This window comes from Microbacterium sp. zg.Y1084 (genome assembly GCF_024623595.1).
Taxonomy (GTDB): Bacteria; Actinomycetota; Actinomycetes; order Actinomycetales; family Microbacteriaceae; genus Microbacterium; species Microbacterium wangruii.
Window position 1 is genome coordinate 218,835 of the sequence record NZ_JANJGV010000003.1, and the last position, 20,720, is coordinate 239,554.

At 72.3% G+C, this 20,720-nt stretch carries 22 protein-coding genes; 11 read left to right on the forward strand and 11 right to left on the reverse strand.

The genetic code is table 11. The annotated features are described in order from the left end of the window. The first annotated feature begins 47 nt into the window (after positions 1-47). Positions 48-2,153: a S9 family peptidase gene (locus tag NQ165_RS05515; RefSeq protein WP_257531991.1), complete on the forward strand. Its 2,106-nt coding sequence runs from the start codon at positions 48-50 to the stop codon at positions 2,151-2,153. A 30-nt stretch (positions 2,154-2,183) separates the two neighbouring features. On the opposite strand, the gene pgi is transcribed toward NQ165_RS05515, so the two are convergent. The 4 genes from pgi to NQ165_RS05535 form a co-directional block, all read right to left on the reverse strand. Next, positions 2,184-3,866, reverse strand: coding sequence for a glucose-6-phosphate isomerase (pgi, locus tag NQ165_RS05520; RefSeq protein ID WP_257526177.1), 1,683 nt, complete (start codon positions 3,864-3,866; stop codon positions 2,184-2,186). Between the two features lie 120 nt (positions 3,867-3,986). Beyond that, positions 3,987-4,877 carry a DUF4097 domain-containing protein gene (locus NQ165_RS05525; protein WP_257531994.1) on the reverse strand — a complete coding sequence of 297 codons (891 nt, stop codon included), beginning with the start codon at positions 4,875-4,877 and terminating at the stop codon, positions 3,987-3,989. Continuing rightward, positions 4,874-5,551: a response regulator transcription factor gene (locus NQ165_RS05530; RefSeq protein ID WP_257526175.1), complete on the reverse strand. Its 678-nt coding sequence runs from the start codon at positions 5,549-5,551 to the stop codon at positions 4,874-4,876. Before NQ165_RS05530 ends, NQ165_RS05525 begins: the two co-directional genes overlap by 4 nt. Next, a complete protein-coding gene (locus NQ165_RS05535; protein ID WP_257531996.1) occupies positions 5,539-6,813 on the reverse strand; it encodes a histidine kinase in 1,275 nt (424 codons plus the stop codon). The genes NQ165_RS05530 and NQ165_RS05535 overlap by 13 nt, the downstream gene beginning before the upstream one ends. A gap of 138 nt (positions 6,814-6,951) precedes the next feature. Here NQ165_RS05535 and NQ165_RS05540 point away from each other — a divergent pair, with 138 nt between their 5' ends. Together NQ165_RS05540 and NQ165_RS05545 are read left to right on the forward strand one after the other, a co-directional pair. After that, positions 6,952-7,761, forward strand: coding sequence for a Cof-type HAD-IIB family hydrolase (locus tag NQ165_RS05540; protein WP_257526173.1), 810 nt, complete (start codon positions 6,952-6,954; stop codon positions 7,759-7,761). Between the two features lie 62 nt (positions 7,762-7,823). After that, the gene (locus NQ165_RS05545; protein WP_257526172.1) at positions 7,824-8,654 is read left to right on the forward strand and encodes an aldo/keto reductase; all 831 of its coding nucleotides are present in this window, start codon (positions 7,824-7,826) and stop codon (positions 8,652-8,654) included. Positions 8,655-8,684: 30 nt separating this feature from the next. Here NQ165_RS05545 and NQ165_RS05550 read toward each other — a convergent pair whose 3' ends face one another. Beyond that, positions 8,685-9,095 carry an SDR family oxidoreductase gene (locus NQ165_RS05550; protein ID WP_257526171.1) on the reverse strand — a complete coding sequence of 137 codons (411 nt, stop codon included), beginning with the start codon at positions 9,093-9,095 and terminating at the stop codon, positions 8,685-8,687. Positions 9,096-9,435: 340 nt separating this feature from the next. Between NQ165_RS05550 and NQ165_RS05555 the strand changes: the two genes are divergently transcribed. Continuing rightward, positions 9,436-10,299, forward strand: coding sequence for a phospholipase (locus NQ165_RS05555; protein ID WP_257526170.1), 864 nt, complete (start codon positions 9,436-9,438; stop codon positions 10,297-10,299). A 30-nt stretch (positions 10,300-10,329) separates the two neighbouring features. Here the strand turns inward: NQ165_RS05555 and NQ165_RS05560 are convergent, their stop codons facing one another. Further along, complete coding sequence (locus NQ165_RS05560) at positions 10,330-11,115, reverse strand: siderophore-interacting protein (RefSeq protein WP_257531998.1); 786 nt, start codon at positions 11,113-11,115, stop codon at positions 10,330-10,332. Positions 11,116-11,257: 142 nt separating this feature from the next. Here NQ165_RS05560 and NQ165_RS05565 point away from each other — a divergent pair, with 142 nt between their 5' ends. Genes NQ165_RS05565 through NQ165_RS05580 form a run of 4 tightly spaced genes read left to right on the forward strand, consistent with a single transcriptional unit; the run spans position 11,258 to position 15,096 of the window. Continuing rightward, positions 11,258-12,280: a siderophore ABC transporter substrate-binding protein gene (locus tag NQ165_RS05565; protein WP_257526168.1), complete on the forward strand. Its 1,023-nt coding sequence runs from the start codon at positions 11,258-11,260 to the stop codon at positions 12,278-12,280. Positions 12,281-12,309: 29 nt separating this feature from the next. Continuing rightward, on the forward strand, positions 12,310-13,329 hold the full coding sequence (locus NQ165_RS05570) for an ABC transporter permease (protein WP_257526167.1): 1,020 nt from the start codon (positions 12,310-12,312) through the stop codon (positions 13,327-13,329). Continuing rightward, positions 13,319-14,341, forward strand: coding sequence for an iron chelate uptake ABC transporter family permease subunit (locus tag NQ165_RS05575; protein ID WP_257526166.1), 1,023 nt, complete (start codon positions 13,319-13,321; stop codon positions 14,339-14,341). The genes NQ165_RS05570 and NQ165_RS05575 overlap by 11 nt, the downstream gene beginning before the upstream one ends. Beyond that, positions 14,338-15,096 (forward strand): ABC transporter ATP-binding protein, encoded by a 759-nt coding sequence (locus NQ165_RS05580; protein WP_257526165.1) that lies wholly within the window; start codon positions 14,338-14,340, stop codon positions 15,094-15,096. The genes NQ165_RS05575 and NQ165_RS05580 overlap by 4 nt, the downstream gene beginning before the upstream one ends. Here NQ165_RS05580 and NQ165_RS05585 read toward each other — a convergent pair whose 3' ends face one another. The 4 genes from NQ165_RS05585 to NQ165_RS05600 form a co-directional block, all read right to left on the reverse strand. Further along, on the reverse strand, positions 15,097-15,327 hold the full coding sequence (locus tag NQ165_RS05585) for a hypothetical protein (RefSeq protein WP_257526164.1): 231 nt from the start codon (positions 15,325-15,327) through the stop codon (positions 15,097-15,099). A gap of 56 nt (positions 15,328-15,383) precedes the next feature. Then, a complete protein-coding gene (locus tag NQ165_RS05590; protein WP_257526163.1) occupies positions 15,384-15,797 on the reverse strand; it encodes a VOC family protein in 414 nt (137 codons plus the stop codon). Positions 15,798-15,884: 87 nt separating this feature from the next. After that, positions 15,885-16,958, reverse strand: coding sequence for a DNA-3-methyladenine glycosylase (locus NQ165_RS05595; RefSeq protein ID WP_257532000.1), 1,074 nt, complete (start codon positions 16,956-16,958; stop codon positions 15,885-15,887). 353 nt (positions 16,959-17,311) lie between these two features. After that, positions 17,312-18,061, reverse strand: a complete 750-nt coding sequence (locus NQ165_RS05600; RefSeq protein WP_257526161.1) for a winged helix-turn-helix domain-containing protein — start codon at positions 18,059-18,061, stop codon at positions 17,312-17,314. A 686-nt stretch (positions 18,062-18,747) separates the two neighbouring features. Here NQ165_RS05600 and NQ165_RS05605 point away from each other — a divergent pair. The 3 genes from NQ165_RS05605 to NQ165_RS05615 all read left to right on the forward strand — a co-directional run bounded on the left by NQ165_RS05605 (position 18,748) and on the right by NQ165_RS05615 (position 19,916). Next, positions 18,748-19,047 carry a GNAT family N-acetyltransferase gene (locus NQ165_RS05605; RefSeq protein WP_257526160.1) on the forward strand — a complete coding sequence of 100 codons (300 nt, stop codon included), beginning with the start codon at positions 18,748-18,750 and terminating at the stop codon, positions 19,045-19,047. Positions 19,048-19,146: 99 nt separating this feature from the next. Beyond that, positions 19,147-19,362 carry a hypothetical protein gene (locus tag NQ165_RS05610; RefSeq protein ID WP_257526159.1) on the forward strand — a complete coding sequence of 72 codons (216 nt, stop codon included), beginning with the start codon at positions 19,147-19,149 and terminating at the stop codon, positions 19,360-19,362. Continuing rightward, positions 19,359-19,916, forward strand: a complete 558-nt coding sequence (locus NQ165_RS05615) for a hypothetical protein (protein WP_257526158.1) — start codon at positions 19,359-19,361, stop codon at positions 19,914-19,916. Before NQ165_RS05610 ends, NQ165_RS05615 begins: the two co-directional genes overlap by 4 nt. Here NQ165_RS05615 and NQ165_RS05620 read toward each other — a convergent pair. Further along, a complete protein-coding gene (locus NQ165_RS05620; RefSeq protein WP_257526157.1) occupies positions 19,898-20,671 on the reverse strand; it encodes an alpha/beta fold hydrolase in 774 nt (257 codons plus the stop codon). The genes NQ165_RS05615 and NQ165_RS05620 overlap by 19 nt on opposite strands. Positions 20,672-20,720 lie beyond the last annotated feature (49 nt).

Here is a 20,720-nt window from a genome sequence, read left to right on the forward strand (position 1 = left end):
CCCTACGAACGGCCATCGAGCGGAGCGGCGGCGATAGCGTGGAGCGCATGCCCACGACACCCTTCCACTCGCTCGACGACTACATCGCCCTCGCCCGCACGGAAGGGCTGACCCTCTCACCGGACGGCACGCGGGTCGTGCTGACCGTCGCGACGCCGACGAAGGATGCCACGGGCTACGAGCGCTCGCTCTGGCAGGTGCCGGCCCACGGCGATGGTGCCCCGCGCCGGCTCACGCGCTCGGCCAAGGGCGAGGCGGGGGCGGCGTTCCTCCCCGGTGGCGACCTGCTGTTCGTCTCGGCGCGGCCCGACACCGAAGCCGCCGACGGCGAGGAGGCGGGTCAGCTGTGGCTCCTGCCCGCCGAGGGCGGGGAGGCCCGCCCGGTGACGCGGCTGCCCGGCGGCGTCTCGGGCATCGCCGCCGTCGCCGGAGCCGCGGAGCGCCTCGTGCTCGCCGCCGGACTGCTGCCGTCGGCCGACACCCTCGAGGACGAGGCGCGGCTGCGGGCCGAGCGCACGAAGCGCAAAGTGTCGGCGATCCTGCACGACACCTATCCGGTGCGCCACTGGGACCACGACCTCGGCCCCGACGAGCCGCACCTGCTCTCGCTCGACCTCGACGGCCTCGTCGACACCCTGGCTGCCGTCGTCGACGAAGAGGCCGCCGAGGCGGACGCCGCCAACGCCGCCGCGGATGCCGACCGGCCGCAGCCCTACCCGGCCTCGCTCCCGCGGCCGCGCGATCTCACCCCCCGGCCCGGGCGCACCGGAGAGAGCGCCGGTGCCGCCCTCACCCCCGACGGCGCGACCCTGATCGCCTCGCTGCTCGTGCCCACGGGCCTCGACGGCCGCTACCGCCTCGTGTCGATCGACGTCGCCACCGGCGCGCACACCCTGCTGCGCGACGAGCCGGGCGTCGACAGCACCGGCCCGGCGATCAGCCACGACGGCCGCACGCTCGCCTACGTGCGCTCGGTCAAGTCCACGCCCGCGGGCCCCACCGAACAGGAACTGTGGATCAGCGGCGTCGACGGCTCATCGCCCCGGCGCATCGCCGCCGAGTGGGATCGCTGGCCGAGCAGCATCCAGTTCGACCACGACGACCGTGCGCTGATCGTGACCGCCGACTCCGACGGGCGCGGCCCCGTCTTCCGCATCGGCCTGGACGGCGGCGCGGTGACGCAGGTCACCGGTGACGACTTCACCTACACCGACGTGCACGTCGACCGGGGCACCGGCGACCTCGTCGCCCTGCGCTCGTCGTGGGTGGCCCCCGCCCACCCCGTGCGCATCGCGCGCGACGGCACGGTCACGGTGCTCGCCACCCCCGCCGCGGCGCCCGAGGTGCCCGGCACGATCACCGAGGTCGAGACCACCGCGGCCGATGGCGCGCGCGTGCGCGGGTGGCTGCTGCTGCCCGAGGGCGCGTCGGCCGAGAAGCCGGCGTCGCTGCTGCTGTGGATCCACGGCGGCCCCCTCAACAGCTGGAACGCATGGAGCTGGCGCTGGAACCCGAACCTCGCGGTCGCCCGCGGTTACGCCGTGCTGCTGCCCGACCCTGCGCTGTCGACGGGCTACGGCCTCGACTTCATCGCGCGCGGCTGGAACAGCTGGGGTGAGGCGCCCTTCACCGACCTCATGTCGATCACGGATGCCGTCGAGGCACGCCCCGACATCGACGAGACCCGCACAGCGGCGATGGGCGGGTCGTTCGGCGGATACATGGCCAACTGGGTCGCCGGTCACACCGACCGGTTCCGGGCGATCGTGACGCACGCGAGCCTGTGGGCGCTGGACCAGTTCGCCGGCACGACCGACCACGCCGGGTACTGGCAGAGCATCTTCACCCCGGAGGCGATGCTCGAGAACTCGCCGCACCTGTCGGTCGCCGAGATCCGCACCCCGCTGCTGGTCATCCACGGCGACCGTGACTACCGCGTGCCGATCGGCGAGAGCCTGCGGCTGTGGGCCGAGCTCATGGAGCACCACGGCAACGACGACGGCACGACCGTGCACCGGTTCCTGTACTTCCCGGACGAGAACCACTGGGTGCTCAAGCCCCAGCACGCCGTGGTCTGGTACGAGACGGTGTTCGCGTTCCTCGCCGAGCACCTGCGGGGCGAGGCACCCACCCGGCCCGCCGGCCTCGGCTGACCGGCCGGCCGGCCGGGCGCGCGCCGCAGGTCAGCTGCGGCGGTGCGCCCGGTAGTACTCCAGGAGCCCGCGCGTCGAGGCATCCTGCGCCTCGAGCGCGTCCTGGTCGCCTTCCAGCGCCGGCGCGATCTGCAGGGCGAGCTGCTTGCCCAGCTCCACACCCCACTGGTCGAACGAGTTGATGCCCCAGATCACGCCCTGGGTGAAGGTGATGTGCTCGTAGAGCGCGATCAGCTGGCCGAGCACCGCGGGGGTGAGGGCGGGCGCGAAGATCGACGTCGTCGGGCGGTTGCCGGGGAACGTGCGCGCCGCCACGAGCGGGCCGGTGGTGCCCTCGGCCTCGACCTCCGCGGCGGTCTTGCCGAAGGCCAGCGCCTTGGTCTGCGCGAGGAAGTTCGCCAGGAACAGCCCGTGCACGTCGCGCCCGTCGTCCGCGAGCGGATATGCCGGGTTGGCGAACGCGATGAAGTCCGCCGGGATCAACCGGGTGCCCTGGTGGATCAGCTGGTAGAACGCGTGCTGTCCGTTCGTCCCCGGCTCGCCCCAGAAGATCTCTCCGGTGCCCGTCGTGACCGGCGTGCCGTCCCAGCGCACCGACTTGCCGTTGGATTCCATCGTCAGCTGCTGGAGGTACGCCGCGAACCGGTTCAGCTGCTGCGCGTAGGGGAGCACCGCGTGCGACTGGGCGTCGAGGAAGTTCGTGTACCAGACGTTCAGCAGCCCCATCAGCACCGGGACGTTGCGCTCGAGCGGCGTCGTGCGCACGTGCTCGTCGACCGCGTGGAACCCGGCGAGGAACTCGCGGAAGGCATCGGGGCCGAGCTCGATCGCCAGCGACAGCCCGATCGCGGAGTCCACCGAGTAGCGGCCGCCGACCCAGTCCCAGAAGCCGAACGCGTTGGCGGGGTCGATGCCGAACGCGGCGACCTTGTCCAGCGCGGTCGAGACGGCCACGAAGTGGTGCGCGACGGCATCCGTGCGGGCCTCGTCGGTGCCGTCGATCGCGCCCGCCTTCTCCAGCGCAGTCCACAGCCAGTCGCGCGCGAGCCGGGCGTTGGTGAGGGTCTCGAGCGTGGTGAACGTCTTGGATGCCACGATGAACAGCGTCGTCTCGGGGTCGAGGTCGGCGGTGTTCTGTGCGATGTCGGTGGGGTCGATGTTCGACACGAACCGGGCGGAGATGCCGGCGTCGGCATAGGGCGCCAGCGCCTGGGAGACCATGACGGGGCCGAGGTCGGACCCGCCGATGCCGATGTTGACGACCGTCTCGACCTTCTTGCCGGTGACGCCGACCCACTCGCCCGAGCGCACGCGATCGGCGAACGCCGACATGGCCGTGAGCACCTCCTGCACGTCGTGGTCGACCTGCTGCCCGTCGACGACGAGTGCGGGGGACGCGCCGGCGGGGCGACGCAGGGCGGTGTGGAGCACCGCGCGGTCCTCGGTGGTGTTGATGTGCTCGCCGGCCAGCATGGCGGCGTACCGCTCGGCGACGCCGGTCTGCTCGGCCAGCCGCACGAGCGTGGCGAGGATCTCGTCGGTGACGAGGTTCTTCGACAGGTCGACGTGCAGGTCGGCCAGCGGCAGGCTCAGCCGCTCGGCCCGCCGCGGGTCGTCGGCGAACCAGCCGCGCAGGTCGGGGGTGAATCCGTCGCGGAGGGCGACGAGGTCGTTCCAGGCGGACGTGGTCGTGGCGTCGATCGGGGCAGTCACGCCGTCAACGGTAGCCCGCCGAGACGGAGAGCGTCCACGGGAGGAGCCGTGACTACGCGCCGCACGCACGGCGAAGGGCCGGTCGGATTCCTCCGACCGGCCCCGACCCGTGCGCCGGGGTCAGCGACCCGAGCGCAGCGTGACGTCTCCGGCGGAGACGCTGACGGTGATCACACGGGATGCCGACGACGACGTCTCCAGGCGGTTGTCGACACCGCCCGCCGATACGTCGGTGTCGACGCGGTACGCCCCGCTCGGCACGCTCAGATCGAGCGAGCCGGCGCTGACATCGATCGTGACGTCGTCGGGGGCGTCACCGGTGAAGACCGCCTTCAGCCCGCCCGCGCTGACATCCAGGTCGGCGGTGACGACGTCGGCGAGGTCGAGATCGGCGCGGCCGGCGCTCACGGTGGCGGCGACCTGCGCGGCGGCGCCGCCCAGGGTGAGCTCGCCCGCACTGACGTCGAGGTCGAGCACGCCGAAGTCGCCCTCCACATCGAGCGAGCCGGCCGACAGCGACAGCGTCGCGTTCAGCGCCTCGCCCTGCAGCGACTGCGGAAGTTCGAGCACGACCCGGGTCGGCCCGTCGTAGAACCACCAGCCGAAGAACCAGCGCTGCGGGGAGCGGACCACCAGCTCGTCGCCCTCGCGCGTCAGGCTCCAGCGGCCGGCGTCGGCTTCGGCCGTGACGTCGAGCACGGCCTCGTCGGTGTCGGTGAAGCGCACCCGCACGTCGCCGGCGGCCGCTTCGACATCGAGGCTCTCGACGCCGGCGGCATCCACCACGATCCGCTCGTCCGCGACGCCGCCGGCGCGGACCAGCGAGCCGATGACGCCGAAGACCACGGTCGACAGCAGCAGCAGGCCCCCGAGCACGATCGCGATGATCGCGATCACGCGTCCCGTCGACCGCGATGACGGCGGCGGCGGAGCGGTGGGAGGGGTCGGCGCCTGGCCCGAAGGGGGCAGCGGCGGCGGGGGGCTGACCGGGGGAGTGAGTGACGTGCTCATCGTGAGGCTCCTGTCTGCGGCTCTTGGCCGCCGTGATCGAGATGGGCGAGGGCTGCGAGCACCCGCCGGTTGCCGTCCTCGTCTTGTTCGAGGCCCAGCTTCTGGAAGAGGGAGGTGATGTACTTCTCGACGCTCGCCTCGCTGACGTGCAGCGTGCGGGCGATGGCCTGGTTGGACTTGCCCTCGGCGATCAGGGCGAGCACGGTGCGCTCCCGGTCGGTCAGCCGCGCCATCCGATCGTCGCGGGTGCGCCGAGTGAGCAGCTGCGAGACGACCTCCGGGTCGAACACCGTGCCACCGGCGCCGATCTGGGCGACGGTGTCGATGAAGTCGGCGACGTCGGCCACCCGGTCCTTCAGCAGGTACCCGAGGGCCCCGCCCCGGCCGGCGATCAGCTCGGAGGCGTAGCGCTCCTCGACGTACTGGCTGAGCACCAGCACCGGGAGGGCCGGGTTCGCGGCCCGCAGCGTGAGTGCGGCGCGGATGCCCTCGTCGGTGAACGTGGGAGGCAGCCGCACGTCGAGGATGCAGAGGTCGGGATCGGTGTCGGCCACCACCTCGTCGAGGTGGTGGGCGTCGGGGAGCGCGGCGACGACGGTGTGTCCGGCGTCTTCGAGCAGGCGCACGAGGCCCTCCCGCAGCAGCGCGGAGTCTTCGCAGATCAGGATGCGCACGGGACACTCACCTCCAGGGAGGTCGGCCCGCCGGCAGGGCTGTCGAGCCGAGCCGTGCCGCGGGCGGCGAGGATGCGGTTGGTGATGCCGTCGAGTCCGCCCCCGGGGATCACGCGGGCGCCACCGGTGCCGTTGTCCTCCACGCGGGCCCAGAGGGTCCCGTCGTCGCGGCGCCGCACGATCACCCGGCATTCGCCGGCGTGGGAGTGCTTGGCGGCGTTGGTGAGGGACTCCGCGATGGCGAAGTAGACGGCGGCCTCGGCCTCGCGGGTGCACCGGCCGTCGACCCGCACGTCCAGGTGGACGGGAACATGGGACCGGGCGGCGAGGGCAGACAGTGCGGCGTCGAGGCCGCGGTCGTCCAGGACGGACGCGTGGATGCCGCGCGCCAGCTGCCGCAGCTCGGTGATGGCGGCCTTCGTGGAGGTGTGCGCCTCGGTGATGAGTTCGCGCGCAGCCTCGGGGTCGGTGTCGATCTTCTGCCGCGCCAGGCCCAGCGTCATCCCCACCGACACCAGGCGGGGCTGCACACCGTCGTGGAGGTCGCGCTCGATGCGGGTGCGCTCCACCTCGCTGGCACGCACGGCGCCGGCGCGCTGCACGTCGGAGGTGGCGGCCTGCTGGGCCAGCACGGCTTCACGGGAGGGCACCAGGATGGCGCGGGTGAGCACACCGTCGAGCAGGCCGATGCCGAACAGCAGTGCGGCGCTGAGCAGCACGGCGATGCCGCCCGCGACGGCCGCCCAGCCCGGGTCGAGCATGAGGCCGAACCAGGGGGAGGGGATCGTCTCGCCGCCGAAGAAGGGCGAGAACAGCAGTCCCACGCCGGTGGCGACCATCGAGGCGAGGAAGATCACGGCCGACCCGAGCAGAGTGGCGAGGGCCGCGCTGGCGACCCCGCGCCACTGCGGGCCGTCGGTGAACTGCTGCCACACCATGTGCAGCCACCCGCCGAATCCGGGCCGCTGACGGCGCCGCAGTCGCAGCGACGGCAGGCCGTAGCCATAGAGGCCGTCGGCCCGGGCGTACTCGAGCCAGGCGGTGGCGAACAGCAGGTAGACGAAGGCGAGGAGGAACGGGATGCCGAGGCCGATGACGAGCAGCAGGCTCACCCCGAGGCTCAGCAGCACACTGAGGGTCGAGAACAGGAAGGTCCCGGCGACGGCCATGGCCGCCAGCTGCGCGAGTGCGCCGAGGAGGCGCAGCGCGGACGGGCGCGCCGCGGTCGGGGCCGCGGCGGCAGGGGCGGGGGTTGAGGTCATGGCTCCACGCTAGGGGTGGCGGAAGACCCGGCGCCGCCCCGGCATCCGGAGTCTTTTCTTCGGGATATCCCGACGGGGCCGGCTCCCGCTCGGCGGCGGGTGGGGGAGGCGCCCAGATGCGCCTGGGAGGATGGCGGGATGGCTGCTCCCGACATCCGCCTCATCGCCGTCGACATGGATGGCACGCTGCTCGACCCCGCCGGACGCATCCCCGACGGGCTCTGGCCGCTGCTGGACAGGCTGCGCGAGCGCGGCATCGCCTTCGCCCCGGCGAGCGGCCGGCAGCTGGCGACGCTGCAGCGATCGTTCGGCGCGGCGGGGCGCGATCTCGACTACATCGCCGAGAACGGCGCGTACGTCGTGCGGGAGGGGACGGAGGTCAGCTCCGACGCCCTCGACCCCGTCTTCGTGCGGGACGTGATCCTGCGGCTGCGCGGGCACGTCGCCGCGGGTGACCTGCGCATCGGGATCGTGGTGTGCGGCAAGGAATCGGCGTACATCGAGGGCTCCGACCCGGTATTCCGGGCCGAGGTGGAGAAGTACTACGCGCGACTCACCGTCGTCGATGACCTGCGGGCCGTCGACGACCAGGTGCTCAAGCTCGCCGTCTTCGACCACGACGGCGGCGAGGCGCACACCGCGCCGCTGCTGACCGACGTCGCCGCCACGCACCAGGTGGTCGTGTCGGGCCCCCACTGGGTCGACATCATGAACGCCGGGGTGAACAAGGGCGTCGCGCTGCGGAACCTGCAGCAGGCGCTCGGCGTCGACCGCGCGCAGACGGCCGCGTTCGGCGACTACCTCAACGACATCGAGCTGCTGCAGGTCGCCGACTGGAGCTATGCCATGGCCGACGCCCACCCCGACGTCGTCGCCGTCGCGAACCACCGGGCGCCGTCCAACGCCGAGCACGGAGTCATCACCACGATCGAGGCGCTGCTGGGCTGAGACGTGAGGGCTGCCGGCGCAAGCCCCGATCCGTGACCGCCCCCGCGGCGTAGCGTGGGCGCATGATCACGATTCCCACGGTGACGCTCAACGACGGCATGGACTTCCCCGAGCTCGGACTCGGCACATACAACCTGCGCGGCGACGACGGCGTCGACGCGATGCTGGCGGCCATCGACACCGGCTACCGGCTGCTGGACTCGGCGGTGAACTACCAGAACGAGACCGAGGTGGGCGAGGCGGTGCGCCGCAGCGGCATCCGCGAAGAGCTGCTCATCACCACCAAGCTGCCCGGACGCGATCACGGATACGAGCAGACCCTCGCCAGTGCCGCGGGCTCGCTGGAGCGGCTGGGCCTGGACCGCATCGACCTGTACCTGATCCACTGGCCCAACCCGTCGGTCGACGAGTACGTCGAGTCCTGGCGGGCGATGATCGAGCTGCGTGAGCGGGGGGCGGTCCGCAGCATCGGGGTGTCGAACTTCACCGAGACGATGCTCATGCGCCTGGTCGACGAGACCGGCATCCTCCCGGCCGTGAACCAGGTGGAGATGCACCCGTACTTCCCGCAGACCGAGCTGCGCGCGTTCCATGAGGCCCGCGAGATCCGCACCGAGAGCTGGAGCCCGCTGGCCCGGCGCACGGAGCTGCTCTCCGAGCCGGTCATCACCGACATCGCCACCGCGCACGGGGTGACCCCCACGCAGGTCGTGCTGCGCTGGCACACCCAGCTCGGGTCGACGCCGATCCCCAAGTCGGCCAGCCCTGAGCGGCAGCGTGAGAACGCCGACGTGTTCGGCTTCACCCTCACCGACGACGAGGTCGCCGCCGTCAGCGGGCTCGAGCGGGGCCGGCTGTGGGACGGCGACCCCGACACGCACGAAGAGATGTAGCGAGCGGATGCCGGCGCTTCCGGCATCCCCTCACCGGGTCGCGAGCCACTGCGCGAAGGTGACCGTGCCGTGGTCGGCATCGGGGCCGGGCAGCAGTATGCCGTCGCGCTGCGCGCGGCCGAGCGGGCCGGGAAGCGGGACGGCGGGGATCCAGCCGCGGTGACCGGTCGCGCGCGCGTAGGCGCGGATCATCTCGACGAGCGACTCCTCCCGGGGCCCCGCGAGATCGCGAGCCCGCCCCACGGGTGGCGCTTCGGCGAGGTCGACCAGTCGCGTCGCGACCTCGTCGAGGGACACCGGCTGGGTGCGCATCCGCGGCGCCAGGTGAACGGGGCCGACGCGCGCCGAGGCGAACAGCTGCGCCGCGAAGTCGTGGAACTGCGTCGTGCGCAGGATCGTCCACGGCACCTCGCCGGCGGTGATGAGGGACTCCTGCGCCACCTTGCCGGCGTAGTAGCCGTGCGGAGCCCTGTCGCATTCCGGGTCAGCATGAGGGGTCCTCTCGCATCGGCTCCGGATGCGGGTGATCCAGGATTCAGCTGATCCACAGTATTCAGCCGGCGGGCCGCGGCGAGCAAGCGCTGCGTCGTGCTCCCGCCTGCGGGGCTGCGGGGACGGTGGCGGAGGAAGACGAAACGCCTGATCCGAGGGCATCTCCCCTCCCATGGATCCCTCAGCGGCGGCGGAGGGTTCGTCCAGATGCGGGGACGAGAGTGGGAGGACGCCCGACCCGAGGGCGTGCGCCGTCGTGCCGGCGCACCCGACCCGAGCACGTTCACGCATGCAGACCGATCCTCACCCTGCCCTCCTTCGCCGCACCCTGCGTGCCGAGCGCCGCCGCCGTCACCGCACTCGCCTCACGGCCACCCTGGCCGTCGCGTCGGGGGTCGTCCTCGGCGGACTGCTGACCTCCGGCGCGGCCGCCGCGGCCGCGGAGCTTCCCATCGCGGCGGACACCTCCGTCGCTCCCGCGCTGCAGGAGGTGGCCGACGAGGCCCAGGCGGCGGTGGATGCCGCGCAGACGGCGTTGACCGACGCCGACGCCCTCGTCGACGAGGTGGCGCAGTCGGGCCTCGACGTCGGCGGGGATGCCGAGGTCGACACTGCCCTGCTGAGTGCCAGCCTGCAGGAGCTCGACGACGCCGAGGGTGTGCAGCTGCTGCGGCGTACGGAGGTGGTCGAGGCCATCGACGACCACGCCGACGACGTGACAGCCGAAACCGCCCACCTGCGCAGCCGGTTCGGCGAGGCGCAGCAGAAGAAGGCCGAAGCCGACGCCGCTGCCGCGGCAGCACGGGCCGAGGCCGAAGCGGCCGCGGCACTGGCGGCGGGCAACACCGTCGAGGGGGCGAAGTCGACTGCCGCCCATCTGGCCGCGACGCAGTACGGCTGGGGCGGCGACCAGTTCCAGTGCCTCGACTCCCTGTGGCAGAAGGAGTCCGACTGGAACTACCAGGCGGTCAACCCGTCGAGCGGAGCCACCGGCATCCCGCAGTCGCTTCCCGGCGACAAGATGGCGGCGGCCGGACCGGACTGGCAGACCAACGCCACCACCCAGATCCGCTGGGGGCTGGACTACATCTCCCGTGCGTACGGCACGCCCTGCGCGGCGTGGGCCCACTCGCAGGCGACCGACTGGTACTGATCGGCGGCGTCCGCCGCCGACGGTGCGGAGTCAGTGAGGGGCGTGGTACTCGGTCTCGCCGCGCTTCCAGTACCCCTTCGCGACGAACCCGTCGGCGGGCAGCGCCCACCGCTCCTGCAGCAGCGCGCGGGCCGGCTTGACGATCGCCTGCTCGGCGGCCACGAACGCGAACACATCGCCGGCGGGGCGGTCGGCGGCGGTGAGCGCGTCCAGCGTCTGCGCGAGGGCTGCACCGGCCCGATCGGCGCCGCGGTGCACGAACGACACCGCCACCCCCGACGGCGCCGCGATCGACAGCTCGTGCGCCACGTCGGCCACCTCGACGATGATGCGGCCCTGAGCATCGGCATCCATCAGCGCTGCGTACCGGCGCATCGCCGGTACGGCGGTCTCGTCGCCGGCCAGCAGCCAGGAATCGGGCCTGCCGCTGAGCACGAGCGAGCCACGAGGGCCACCGACACCGGCCACGGCCCCGAGCTCTGCGGTCGCCGCCCACTGCGACGCGACGCCGTCGCCGTGGATCGCGAACTCCAGGTCGAGCCGGCCGGCCTCGGCGTCCCAGTCCAGCGGGGTGTACTCGCGGCTCGGCGCCGAGCGCAGCTGCTCGACCGACGCGGGCGGGGCGGCGGGGAAGAAGACGCGGATGTGGTCGTCCGAGCCCAGCGATGAGAAGCCGATCAGGTCCTCGCCCACCAGCCGCAGGCGCACGTAGTGGGGCGTGAGCCACTGTCGCTCCGCCAGCCGCGCCATGCGGAAGCGAAGGTCGAGCGGCTGGCGCTCGAGGCGGAAGGATGCCGGGCTGGTCGACGCGATCACACAGGTTAGGCTAACCTACATTCGCGGCCGTCCTCCGCCTCCGCGGCGGATGCGGGCGGCCCGCTCCCACCCTACCGACGGCGCAGCGAGCCTCGTCTGCCGCGCCCGATGCCGCGCGACCGCGCAGCACCCAGGAGAAGACATGACGCTCACCTCGTCCCGGCCGCTGCTCGCGGCATCCCTCGCCCTCGCGACCGCCGTCGCGCTCACCGGCTGCGCCACCGCCGACGCCGATGCCGATGCCGCGGCCGCCGCCGACCCGGCCGACACCGTCACGTACTCGTGGGACCGCAACACCGCCGGCGAGGATGAGGATCCGCAGTTCGAAGCCACCACGGTCGAGGTGCCCAAGAACCCCGAGACGATCGTCGTGTTCGACATGGCGAGCCTCGACACCATCGGCGCCCTCGGCGGCGAGGTCGCCGGCGCCCCGCTGGACTCGGTCCCCGACTACCTGCAGGACCACCTGGCGGCCGACGCGTTCAACGCCGGCACGCTCTTCGAAGCCGACCTGGTCGCCATCGAGGCGGAGCAGCCTGATCTCATCATCATCGGCGGCCGCTCGACGGCCCTGTACGACGACCTCAGCGAGATCGCCCCGACCGTGGACCTCAGCATCGCCGGCTCCTTCCAGGAGACCCTCGAGCGCAACACGACGTTCCTCGGTGAGGTCCTCGGAGCCGAGGACGCCGCAGCGGAGGCGCTCGCCGAGCTCGAGGCGGGGATCGAAGAGGCACAGGCCGCCACCGCCGGCGCCGGAACGGGCCTGGGGCTCATGGTCTCCGGTGGCCGGCTCAGCGCGATGGCACCCTCGGAGGGCAACGCCACCGGCCGCAACGCCCGCGGCGGGCTGATCTACGACGTCTTCGGCGTCGAGCCCGTCGTCGAGGACGTCAAGGCGGCCACCCACGGCGAGCCGGTCTCGTTCGAGTTCCTCCTCGAGCACAACCCCGACTTCCTCTGGGTCGTCGATCGCGACGCCGCCACCGGCGAGGAGAATGCGCAGGCCGCGGCCGCCGTACTCGACAACGACATCATCAAGCAGACCACCGCATACCAGGAAGACCAGATCGTCTACCTCGACCCCACCGCCTGGTACATCGTCTTCGGCGGGATCGACACCACCCGCATCATGATCGAGGACGTCCTGCAGATCGCCGAATAGGCGCTCGATCAGAGAGATCCGGCACTGAGGTGACTGCGACAGCCGTCGCGACGACGAGCACCCCCGCCCCTGCCCGCCCCCGGCGGACGTGGGTGGGGGTGCTCATCGGCGTGCTCCTGGTGGTGCTCGGCATCGTGAGCCTGTTCGTGGGGGTCTCCGACGTCTCGGTCGCCACCCTGCTCGAGGGCGGTGCCGACGGCACGGCGGCGTTCCTCCTCGTCGCGAGCAGGATGCCGCGCACGGTCGCCGTCGTGCTCGTCGGGGCATCGCTGGGCATCGCCGGGCTCATCCTGCAGATGCTCGTGCGCAACAAGTTTGTCGAGCCGGGCACGACAGGGGTGAGCGAGTTCGCCACCCTCGGCATGCTGGTGACCATCGTGCTGTGGCCGGGCATGGCGATCATGGGCAAGATGGCCGTCGCCGCGGTGTTCGGTCTCATCGGCACCTGGGTGTTCCTGCGGGTGATCCGGGCGGTCCCGGTGCGCCAGCTCGTGCTGGTTCCGCTGGTCGGCATCATGCTGGGCGGCATCGTCGGCGCGGTCACGGCGTTCTTCGCCTATCGGCTCGACCTGCTGCAGTCCCTGGGGCAGTGGTCGCAGGGCAGCTTCGCCTCGGTCATGCAGGGGCGCTACGAGTACGTCTGGGTCGCCGCCGTCATGGTGCTGGTGGCGTGGGTGGCCGCCGATCGGTTCAGCGTCATCGGGCTCGGCGAGGACTTCGCGACCAACCTCGGGCTGAACTACCGGCGCGTGGTCGCCGTCGGCATGGTCGTCGTCGCCGTCATCACCGCCTCGGTGCTCGTGACAGCCGGCATGATCCCGTTCCTCGGTCTCGTCGTTCCCAACATCGTCAGCCTCATCATCGGCGACAACGTGCGCCGCTCGATCCCGTGGGTGGCCGGCCTCGGCGCGACCTTCGTGCTCGCGTGCGACCTCATCGCGCGCACCGTGCGCTTCCCCTACGAGATCCCGCTCTCGGTGGTCGTCGGCATCGTCGGTGCGGGGCTGTTCCTCTGGCTGCTGCTGCGGAAGGGGAGCCGTGCGCACTGACACCGCCCCCGCCCCTGCCGCTGTCGCCGGTGTGCGCCCGCCGTCGCGCCTGGCATCCGCATGGTCGCGACCCGGCGTGCGGCTCGCCGTGCTCGCCGCCGCCGTGCTCGTGCTGGCCGCCCTCTACCTCTTCACGGCGGTGCCCGGCTCGCTCGGCTACGCGGTGAAGATCCGCAGCGTCAGCGTCGCGGGCATGGTCGTCGTCGCCGTGGCGGTCGGGGTGTCGACGGTGGTGTTCCACACCATCACGCAGAACCGCATCCTGACGCCGTCGATCATGGGCTTCGACGCGTTCTTCATGCTCATCTCGACGGTCATCGTGTTCGGCCTCGGCGCGACGACCTTCCTGCGCGCCGACCCGGTGGTGCTGTGGCTCGTGCAGGTGGCCGTCATGACGGCGTTCAGCGTGTTCCTGTTCACCTGGCTGTTCGGCGGCAAGCGTCGGTCGATCCACCTCATGCTGCTGGTCGGCATCGTGCTGGGCACGTTCTTCCGCAGTCTCACCGAGTGGATGCAGCGGATGCTGGACCCGCTGGATTTCCAGGTGCTCACCGACACCGGGTTCGCCTCGCTGACCCGGCCGAACGAGACGCTGCTGCTGCTCACCGGCATCCTCGTCGCCCTCGGGTGCCTGGGGGTCGTGCCGCTCCTGCGCACCCTCGACGTGCTGACCCTCGGCGAACCGACGGCGGTGGGACTCGGGGTGGATCACCGCCGGGTCGTCATGGCCCTGTTCGCGATCGTCTCGGTGATGGTCGCGGCCTCCACCGCCCTCGTCGGCCCGATCCTCTTCTTCGGCCTCATCGTCGCCAACCTGGCCTACAGCTACGCCGGCACCTTCCGCCACCGGTTCACCCTGCCGGCCGCCGCCCTGCTGGGCGTGGTGTGCCTGCTCGGCGGACAGCTGCTGCTTGAGCGGGTGCTCGGGTTCGGCGGGAGTCTGTCGATGGTGATCGAGTTCGCCGGCGGACTGTTCTTCCTCTTCCTCGTGCTGCGAAAGGGGGCGCGATGATCGCGCTCGACGGTGTGACCAAGCGCTACCGCGGACAGGCGGTGCTCGACGACGTCACGCTCACCCTGGGGGATGCCGGGGTGACCGCCCTGATCGGCCCGAACGGTGCGGGCAAGTCGACGCTCTTCGGGTTGATCGGCCGTCTCATCCCCGCCGACGGCGGCACGGTCACTGTCGACGGCGTCGACGTGCGCACCGCCGCCTCGGCCGACCTCGCGAAGGTGCTCGCGGTGCTGCGGCAGGACAACCACATCGCCGCGCGGCTGACGGTGCAGGACCTCGTGGAGTTCGGGCGCTACCCGCATTCGAAGGGCCGGATGAGCGCCGACGACCGCGCGCACGTGGACCGCGCCCTCGCCTATCTCGACCTCGACGCGTTCCGCGGGCGCTTCCTCGACGAGCTGTCGGGCGGGCAGCGGCAGCGCGCGTTCATCGCCATGGTGCTGGCGCAGGACACCAAGTACGTGCTGCTGGACGAGCCGCTGAACAACCTCGATGTGCGGCACATGGGCGAGATCATGAAGCTCGTGCGCCGCATGGCCGACGAACTCGGCAAGATCGTGGTGGTCGTGCTGCACGACATCAACTTCGCCGCCGCCTACGCCGACCGCATTGTGGCGATGCGCGACGGCCGGGTCGTCGCCGACGCCGCGGTCGCCGAGATCATGCGGCCCGAGGTGCTGGCCGAGGTGTACGAGACGCCGGTGGACGTGCGGCAGATCGACGGGCGTCCGGTGGCGCTGTACTACCGCTGACTACAGCTGAGCGCCGTCGTCGTCGCGGTCGTAGATGCCGCTGTTGCGCCCGCGCGACGACTCGTAGGCGATGAGCCAGCCGATCGACACCGCGCCGGCCAGCACCACGCCGAGCCACACATTGCTCATGATGAGGCCGAACAGCACGCCGACCACGAGCAGCAGGGCGGTGCCGGCGATCCAGCCGATGCGACCGCGCGGCCACCCCGGGCCGGTGCGAGAGTCCGTCATGCCGCCAGCCTACGGGCGACGCGGGCGGCCGGCATCGACGGGCAGCCGCGGCGAGGTCAGGACGGCGCGTTCAGCGCCACCATCCAGGGGACGTCGAACCGATCGGTGAGCATGCCGAAGCGACCGCCCCACGGCGGCGGGTCGAACGGCAGGGTGACGGTGCCGCCGCCGGTCAGGGCATCCCAGAACCGCTGCAGCTGCGCCTCGTCGTCCCCGCTGAGGGACACCGCGATGCCCGCGGGGGCGACGTAGGGCAGCGCGCCCGGTGTGTCGGAGCCCATGAGCACGAAGCCGTCGGGGGTGGTGAGCTGGGAGTGCATGACGAGCTCGCGCTCGCTGGGATCCTGCGCCATGCCCTCGAACTCGCCGAAGGTGGAGATCTGCAGGTCGCCCCCGAACACCCCCTGGTAGAAGGTCATGGCGGCGCGCGCCTGAGCGCGGAACGACAGGTAGGGGTTGAGAGCGGCCATCTCGCTTCTTCTCGTGACGGTGGATGCCGCGCCGGCGCGCGACGGGTCCAGTGTGAACCGCGCCGCGACGGCTCACAAGGGCGCCCGTCAGCGGTCGCGGTGGTCCTCGGGGTGCAGTCGAGGACCCCGCCGCTGCTCGCGCACGCCACCGGCGTAGATCAGTCGGATCACCCTCTGGCGGTGACCGGCCCACGGCTCCAGCAGCTCCAGCATCCCGTCGTCGTCGACGCGGTGGCCGGTCAGGGCGTTGCCGACCTCGTGGGCCAGGTGGTAGTCGGCGACGCTCACCGCGTCGGGGTCGCCGAGGGCACGGATGCGCGTCTCAGCGGAGGTCCAGATGCCGATGCCGCGCAGGCTCATCAGCACGCGGTCGACGGCCTCGCCGGCGCCCGCATCCATCACCGCCGCGACGACCGACGCGCCGCGACGTGCTGTCTCGACGATCGTGCGCGCCTGCGGCGGCTCCACGCCGGCGCGATGCCACGCCCAGCTGGGGATGTGCCGCCAGCCGTCGATCGACGGCGGCGCGAACATGGCCTTCGGAGTGGGGCCGGGAGCGCGCTCGCCGAAGCGGGTCACGAGCACCCGCCACGCGCCGAACGCCTGCAGGCCGGTGACCTTCTGCTCGATCACGGCGCTCGCGAGGGCCTCGAAGACGAGGTCGGTGCGGCCGATGCGCAGGTCGGGATGGCGTCGGTGCACCTCGGCGATGAGCGGATGCCGCCCGGCGTCGAACCCGGCCGGGTCGTCGAGGCCGCCGCACAGCGCGGGCAGCTGGTGCAGGGCCCACTCGGCTCCGGGTCCCCACGCCGCCGCCCTGATGCGGCTGCGGTCGGGGCGGATGGCCAGGGTCGCGACGCCTTCGGGGGTGCGGCTTGCGCGCCACAGCACCGATCCGTCGACCGCGAAGGCGGGGTCGTTCGCGCCGTGGCGCTGGTACCGGATGGCCCGCGCGGCGTCGATGGGGACCCGCGGCCGGTACTCGGTCTCGAGTGGGCGCGCGGCCCCGGGCGCGGGGGTGTGTGCGGGGGCGGCCGCGGGGGTGTGTGCCGGTGGCGTCGCGGTCGCGGTCGCGGTGGTGCGTGCGGCTGCTGCCGCGGCCGCGGTGGCCGGGGCGAGTGCTGCCGTGCGCGGCATCCTTCCCGCCTGCACCGTGCTCATGCCGCCACCCTACGCTCACCCCGCCGACATCCCGCTGGACGCGGGCGCCGGGGCCGGCGTGCGCAACGCCGCGGATGGTGCGAGTGCGGGTGCGGGTGCGCCGCCCTGCAACGGGCTGGGGGTGTGCACAACGTCGCTGATCCGCGCATCGGGGCGCCCACATCGCGCGTCGGGGCCCCGTCGGCAGGCGGGAAGGCGGCGTGATGCACGCGGTGCGGGCACAACGTCGCGGATCCGGCCCGTGCGGACGTCCACGCCGCCCGCCGGCATCTCCCGCGGGACGGGAAGGCGTCGTTGTGCACGCGGCCGCCGGCGCACCGCGCGCGGCTGCCACCGTACGGGGAGGATGCGGGTCAGAAGCGGTCGGGCGAAGGGCTGCCGTGGCCGTAGCGGATCACGACGTCGGCGTGGCGGTCGAACCGGTAGCCGACGCCGCGCACGGTGCGCACGATGTCCTCGTACCGGCCGAGCTTCGCCCGCAGGCGCCGCACGTGCACGTCGATGGTGCGCTCACCCGGCGCCTCGTCGTCGCCGGTGCCCTGCCAGAGCGACGAGACCAGCTCGGCGCGCTCGATCGTGCGTCCCTCCCGCAGCACCAGGTACTGCAGCAGCTCGAACTCCTTGAAGGTGAACGCCGCCGAGGCGCCGTCGATCAGCACGCGCTTGCGCGAGATGTCGACGGTGACGCCGCCGGGGACGGCATCCTCGTCGGGTTCGTCCTCCTGGGTGCGGGCGACGGCGCTCGGCTCGTGCAGAGCGAGTCGCACGACGTCGACGTCGCGGCCGCCGGCGCCGGCCGGAGCGAGCGCAACGGTGGCGTAGGTCTCGGCCTGCGGCGCGAGATCGGCGAGCGTGCGGCGCAGCGCGGCGACGAGCACGGAGAGCGAGACGCCGTCCTGCGCTGCCTTCACCTCGTCGATGCCGACGTACAGGGCGAAGCCGCGGGGGGCGGTGCCTGCCGGCACCGGGCGGGGGGATGCCGGGCGGGCCTCCGCCTCAACGGGTGCGGCGGCGCGTGCAGCGGGAGCGGTGGGCGCGACGTCTTCGACGGCGCGGAGGTGGCGGGCGGTGGCCGGGCGATCGAGGATGGCGATGTTCGACATGGGAGTTGACGTCCTTGCAGGTGGAACCCGGGCGATGCGCCGGAACGGGTTCAGGGTGTGCTGCGAAAGCCCGAGAGTGGGCGATGTGTCGGAGCAGCGGTTGCGCGTTGTGGGCGCATGCCGCAATGCTCGGGGGCCGGCCGCGGCGCTCAGATCAAAGGCGCGGCTCGAGCCCGGCGTGGGGTCGTGGTGTCAACGACACATTCGGCAACACATGACAGCGCGGCCGGGCATCATCATGCCGGCAGTCCCGTTCGCCTCCCAGGCGGACAGAGAGCGTGCGTTGTCAGTCATGAGGCCGATTATGACCCACCGAGTCGGAAAGCGTCAAACCGCTCGGACGCCCCGCCCTGCAGATGACGAAATGTGACAGATTGCTCAGCGTCCGCGCACCGGCGACATCTGGCTGGAGTCGGCCGGTGCCGATAGCCCGCCCGCCCCGCCGCATCCGGGTGCTCGTGACGTCCGGCTCCGGCACGTCGCGACGGGCCGCGCAGCTCTCGGCCGAGCTCGGGCTGCCGCGGCCGCCCGCGCGGCGGAAGGGTGGTCGATCGTGCACCTCCGCGGTCAGCGCGCCGTCGACCGCCGGCTCGCCGACGTCGTCGCGGCATCCCGGCCGCGCTGACGCTTCCCGAACCGCCCCCGGCCTCGGCCCCCGGCCTGTCACACGGGCGTAGCCTGGCGGCATGAAGGACCTGCGCTTCGAGAATCAGACCGACGCGTCCCGATGGGCCCTGCTGCGCGGCGATGAGCTGCTCAGCGTGCTGGACTACCGCGACGACGGCAGCACCATCGCCATGACCCGCGCCTACACGGTGCCCCCGCACCGCGGCCACGGCTACGCGGGCGAGGTCGTCTCGCGCGCCGTCGCCGAGCTGGAGGCCCGCGGCGACCGCACGGTCATCCCGGTCTGCTGGTACGTCGCGGACTGGTTCGACGAGAACCCGGCGCACCGCGGCATCCTGCGCACGCCCCACCCCGCCTGAGCCTCCCGCGCTCCCTACGCGCGGCGGACGCGTTCGTCAAGCCCGCGACGGCCCCCGACCTGACGCCGCAGAGTGGGGGGCAGACGAGAGGAGCGCATCATGACCGACAACCCGGATCGCACGTTGCCCGAGGGAGTGATCGACGCCGACCCGCCCGGTGGCTGGGAGGGCATCGATGACATCGAGTCCCGTGAGCGCAACGCGGATGCCGTCGGCTCGCCCAATCTGACCGACGCGCCCGTCGACGTGGGCGATGTCGAGTCGCCCGAGCCGTCCCGCGGCGCCGACCCCGACCTGGGAGTGGAGGAATCATGACCGAGCGCGAGAACGAGTTCGAGAACACCGGGGGCAACCACCCCGATCAGGGCGGAGCGGATGCCGAGGCGATGCAGCGCACAGCCGCAGCCAGCCCGGCCGACCGCGACCCCGCCAACCCGGTGACCGGTCCCGAGGGCGACTCCACGGCCGCTGCGCCGTCGCAGGGCACCGTCACCGACGCCGAGCGCGAGGCTGAGCCGGTCGACGGCTCGGCGGCTCCTGCCGCGGACCCCACGCACGAGGCGGTCGGCATCGGCGTGCCCGACGTGCCCGACCACCACGGTCAGGACGAGGGGCGCGACACCCTCACGGCCAGCCAATCCCAGCGTGATCTCTCCGGCGCGCAGGAGCAGCGCCTGCCGGCGATGGCGCAGAACAACGCCTCCGAGGTCGACAAAGTCGCGGGCATCGTGGCGCAGACGCGCAACGACCTCGGCACCGAGCCCCACGATCGCATCGTCGAGGTGCTGCACCAGCGCCTCGAGCAGTCCGGCATCCAACTGCCCGACAACGAGGTCTCGGAGCTGGCACGTCAGGTCTCGACGGGCTGAATCCCCACGTTGGCGAGGATCTCGCGGGAGGCCGGCGCCGCGTCGCGGATCATCGTCTCGTGCCCGTGACCGGGCACCTCGACCAGTCGTGCGCGCAACGCCGTCGCCACCTGACGACACCAGGCGCGCGGGCACACGACGTCCTTCTCGCCGCGGATGACGAGGGCCGGCACGTCGATGCGCGGGTACGCCAGCTCCGGGCGGTGCGTGAGCATCGCCCGGGTCTTGCGGCGGAGGTTCGGACCCGCGCGCACATACTCCCGCGCGCCCAGCGCGAGCACCTTGGGGCTCTCGATCACCAGGTCCAGGGCGAGCCGGCCGAGCTGCGGCAGCGCGCCCCGCGCGGCGGGATCCACCGTGGGCGCCACCAGCACGATGCGGTCGACCTGATCGGGATGCCGCGCCGCCAATTCCGCGACGACCTGCGTGCCCATGGAGTGGCCGATCGCGATCGTCTCTCCCGGCGTCACGTCGTAGGCCCGCAGGTAGGCGGCGAGCAGGTCGGCGAGGCGTTCGATCGAGGGCACCCGGGGCGGCTCCGCGGCGGCGCCGTACCCCGGCAGGTCCACCGCGAGCACGCGGCCGTGCGGCTCGAGCCGGCCGACGAGGTCGACGAAGACACGTCGGCCCATGCCGATGCCATGCACCAGCAGGAACGTGCGCGGACCCGAGCCGGTCTCCTCGACGACGAGTTCTGCACCGTCATGGGTGAAGCGTGTGAGGGCGTCGCCGGGGTCGTCGGATGCGGTGTCCACCGTCCGAGACTAGGGTCTGGCCAGGGCGGCATCCTGAGCGTACGGTGAC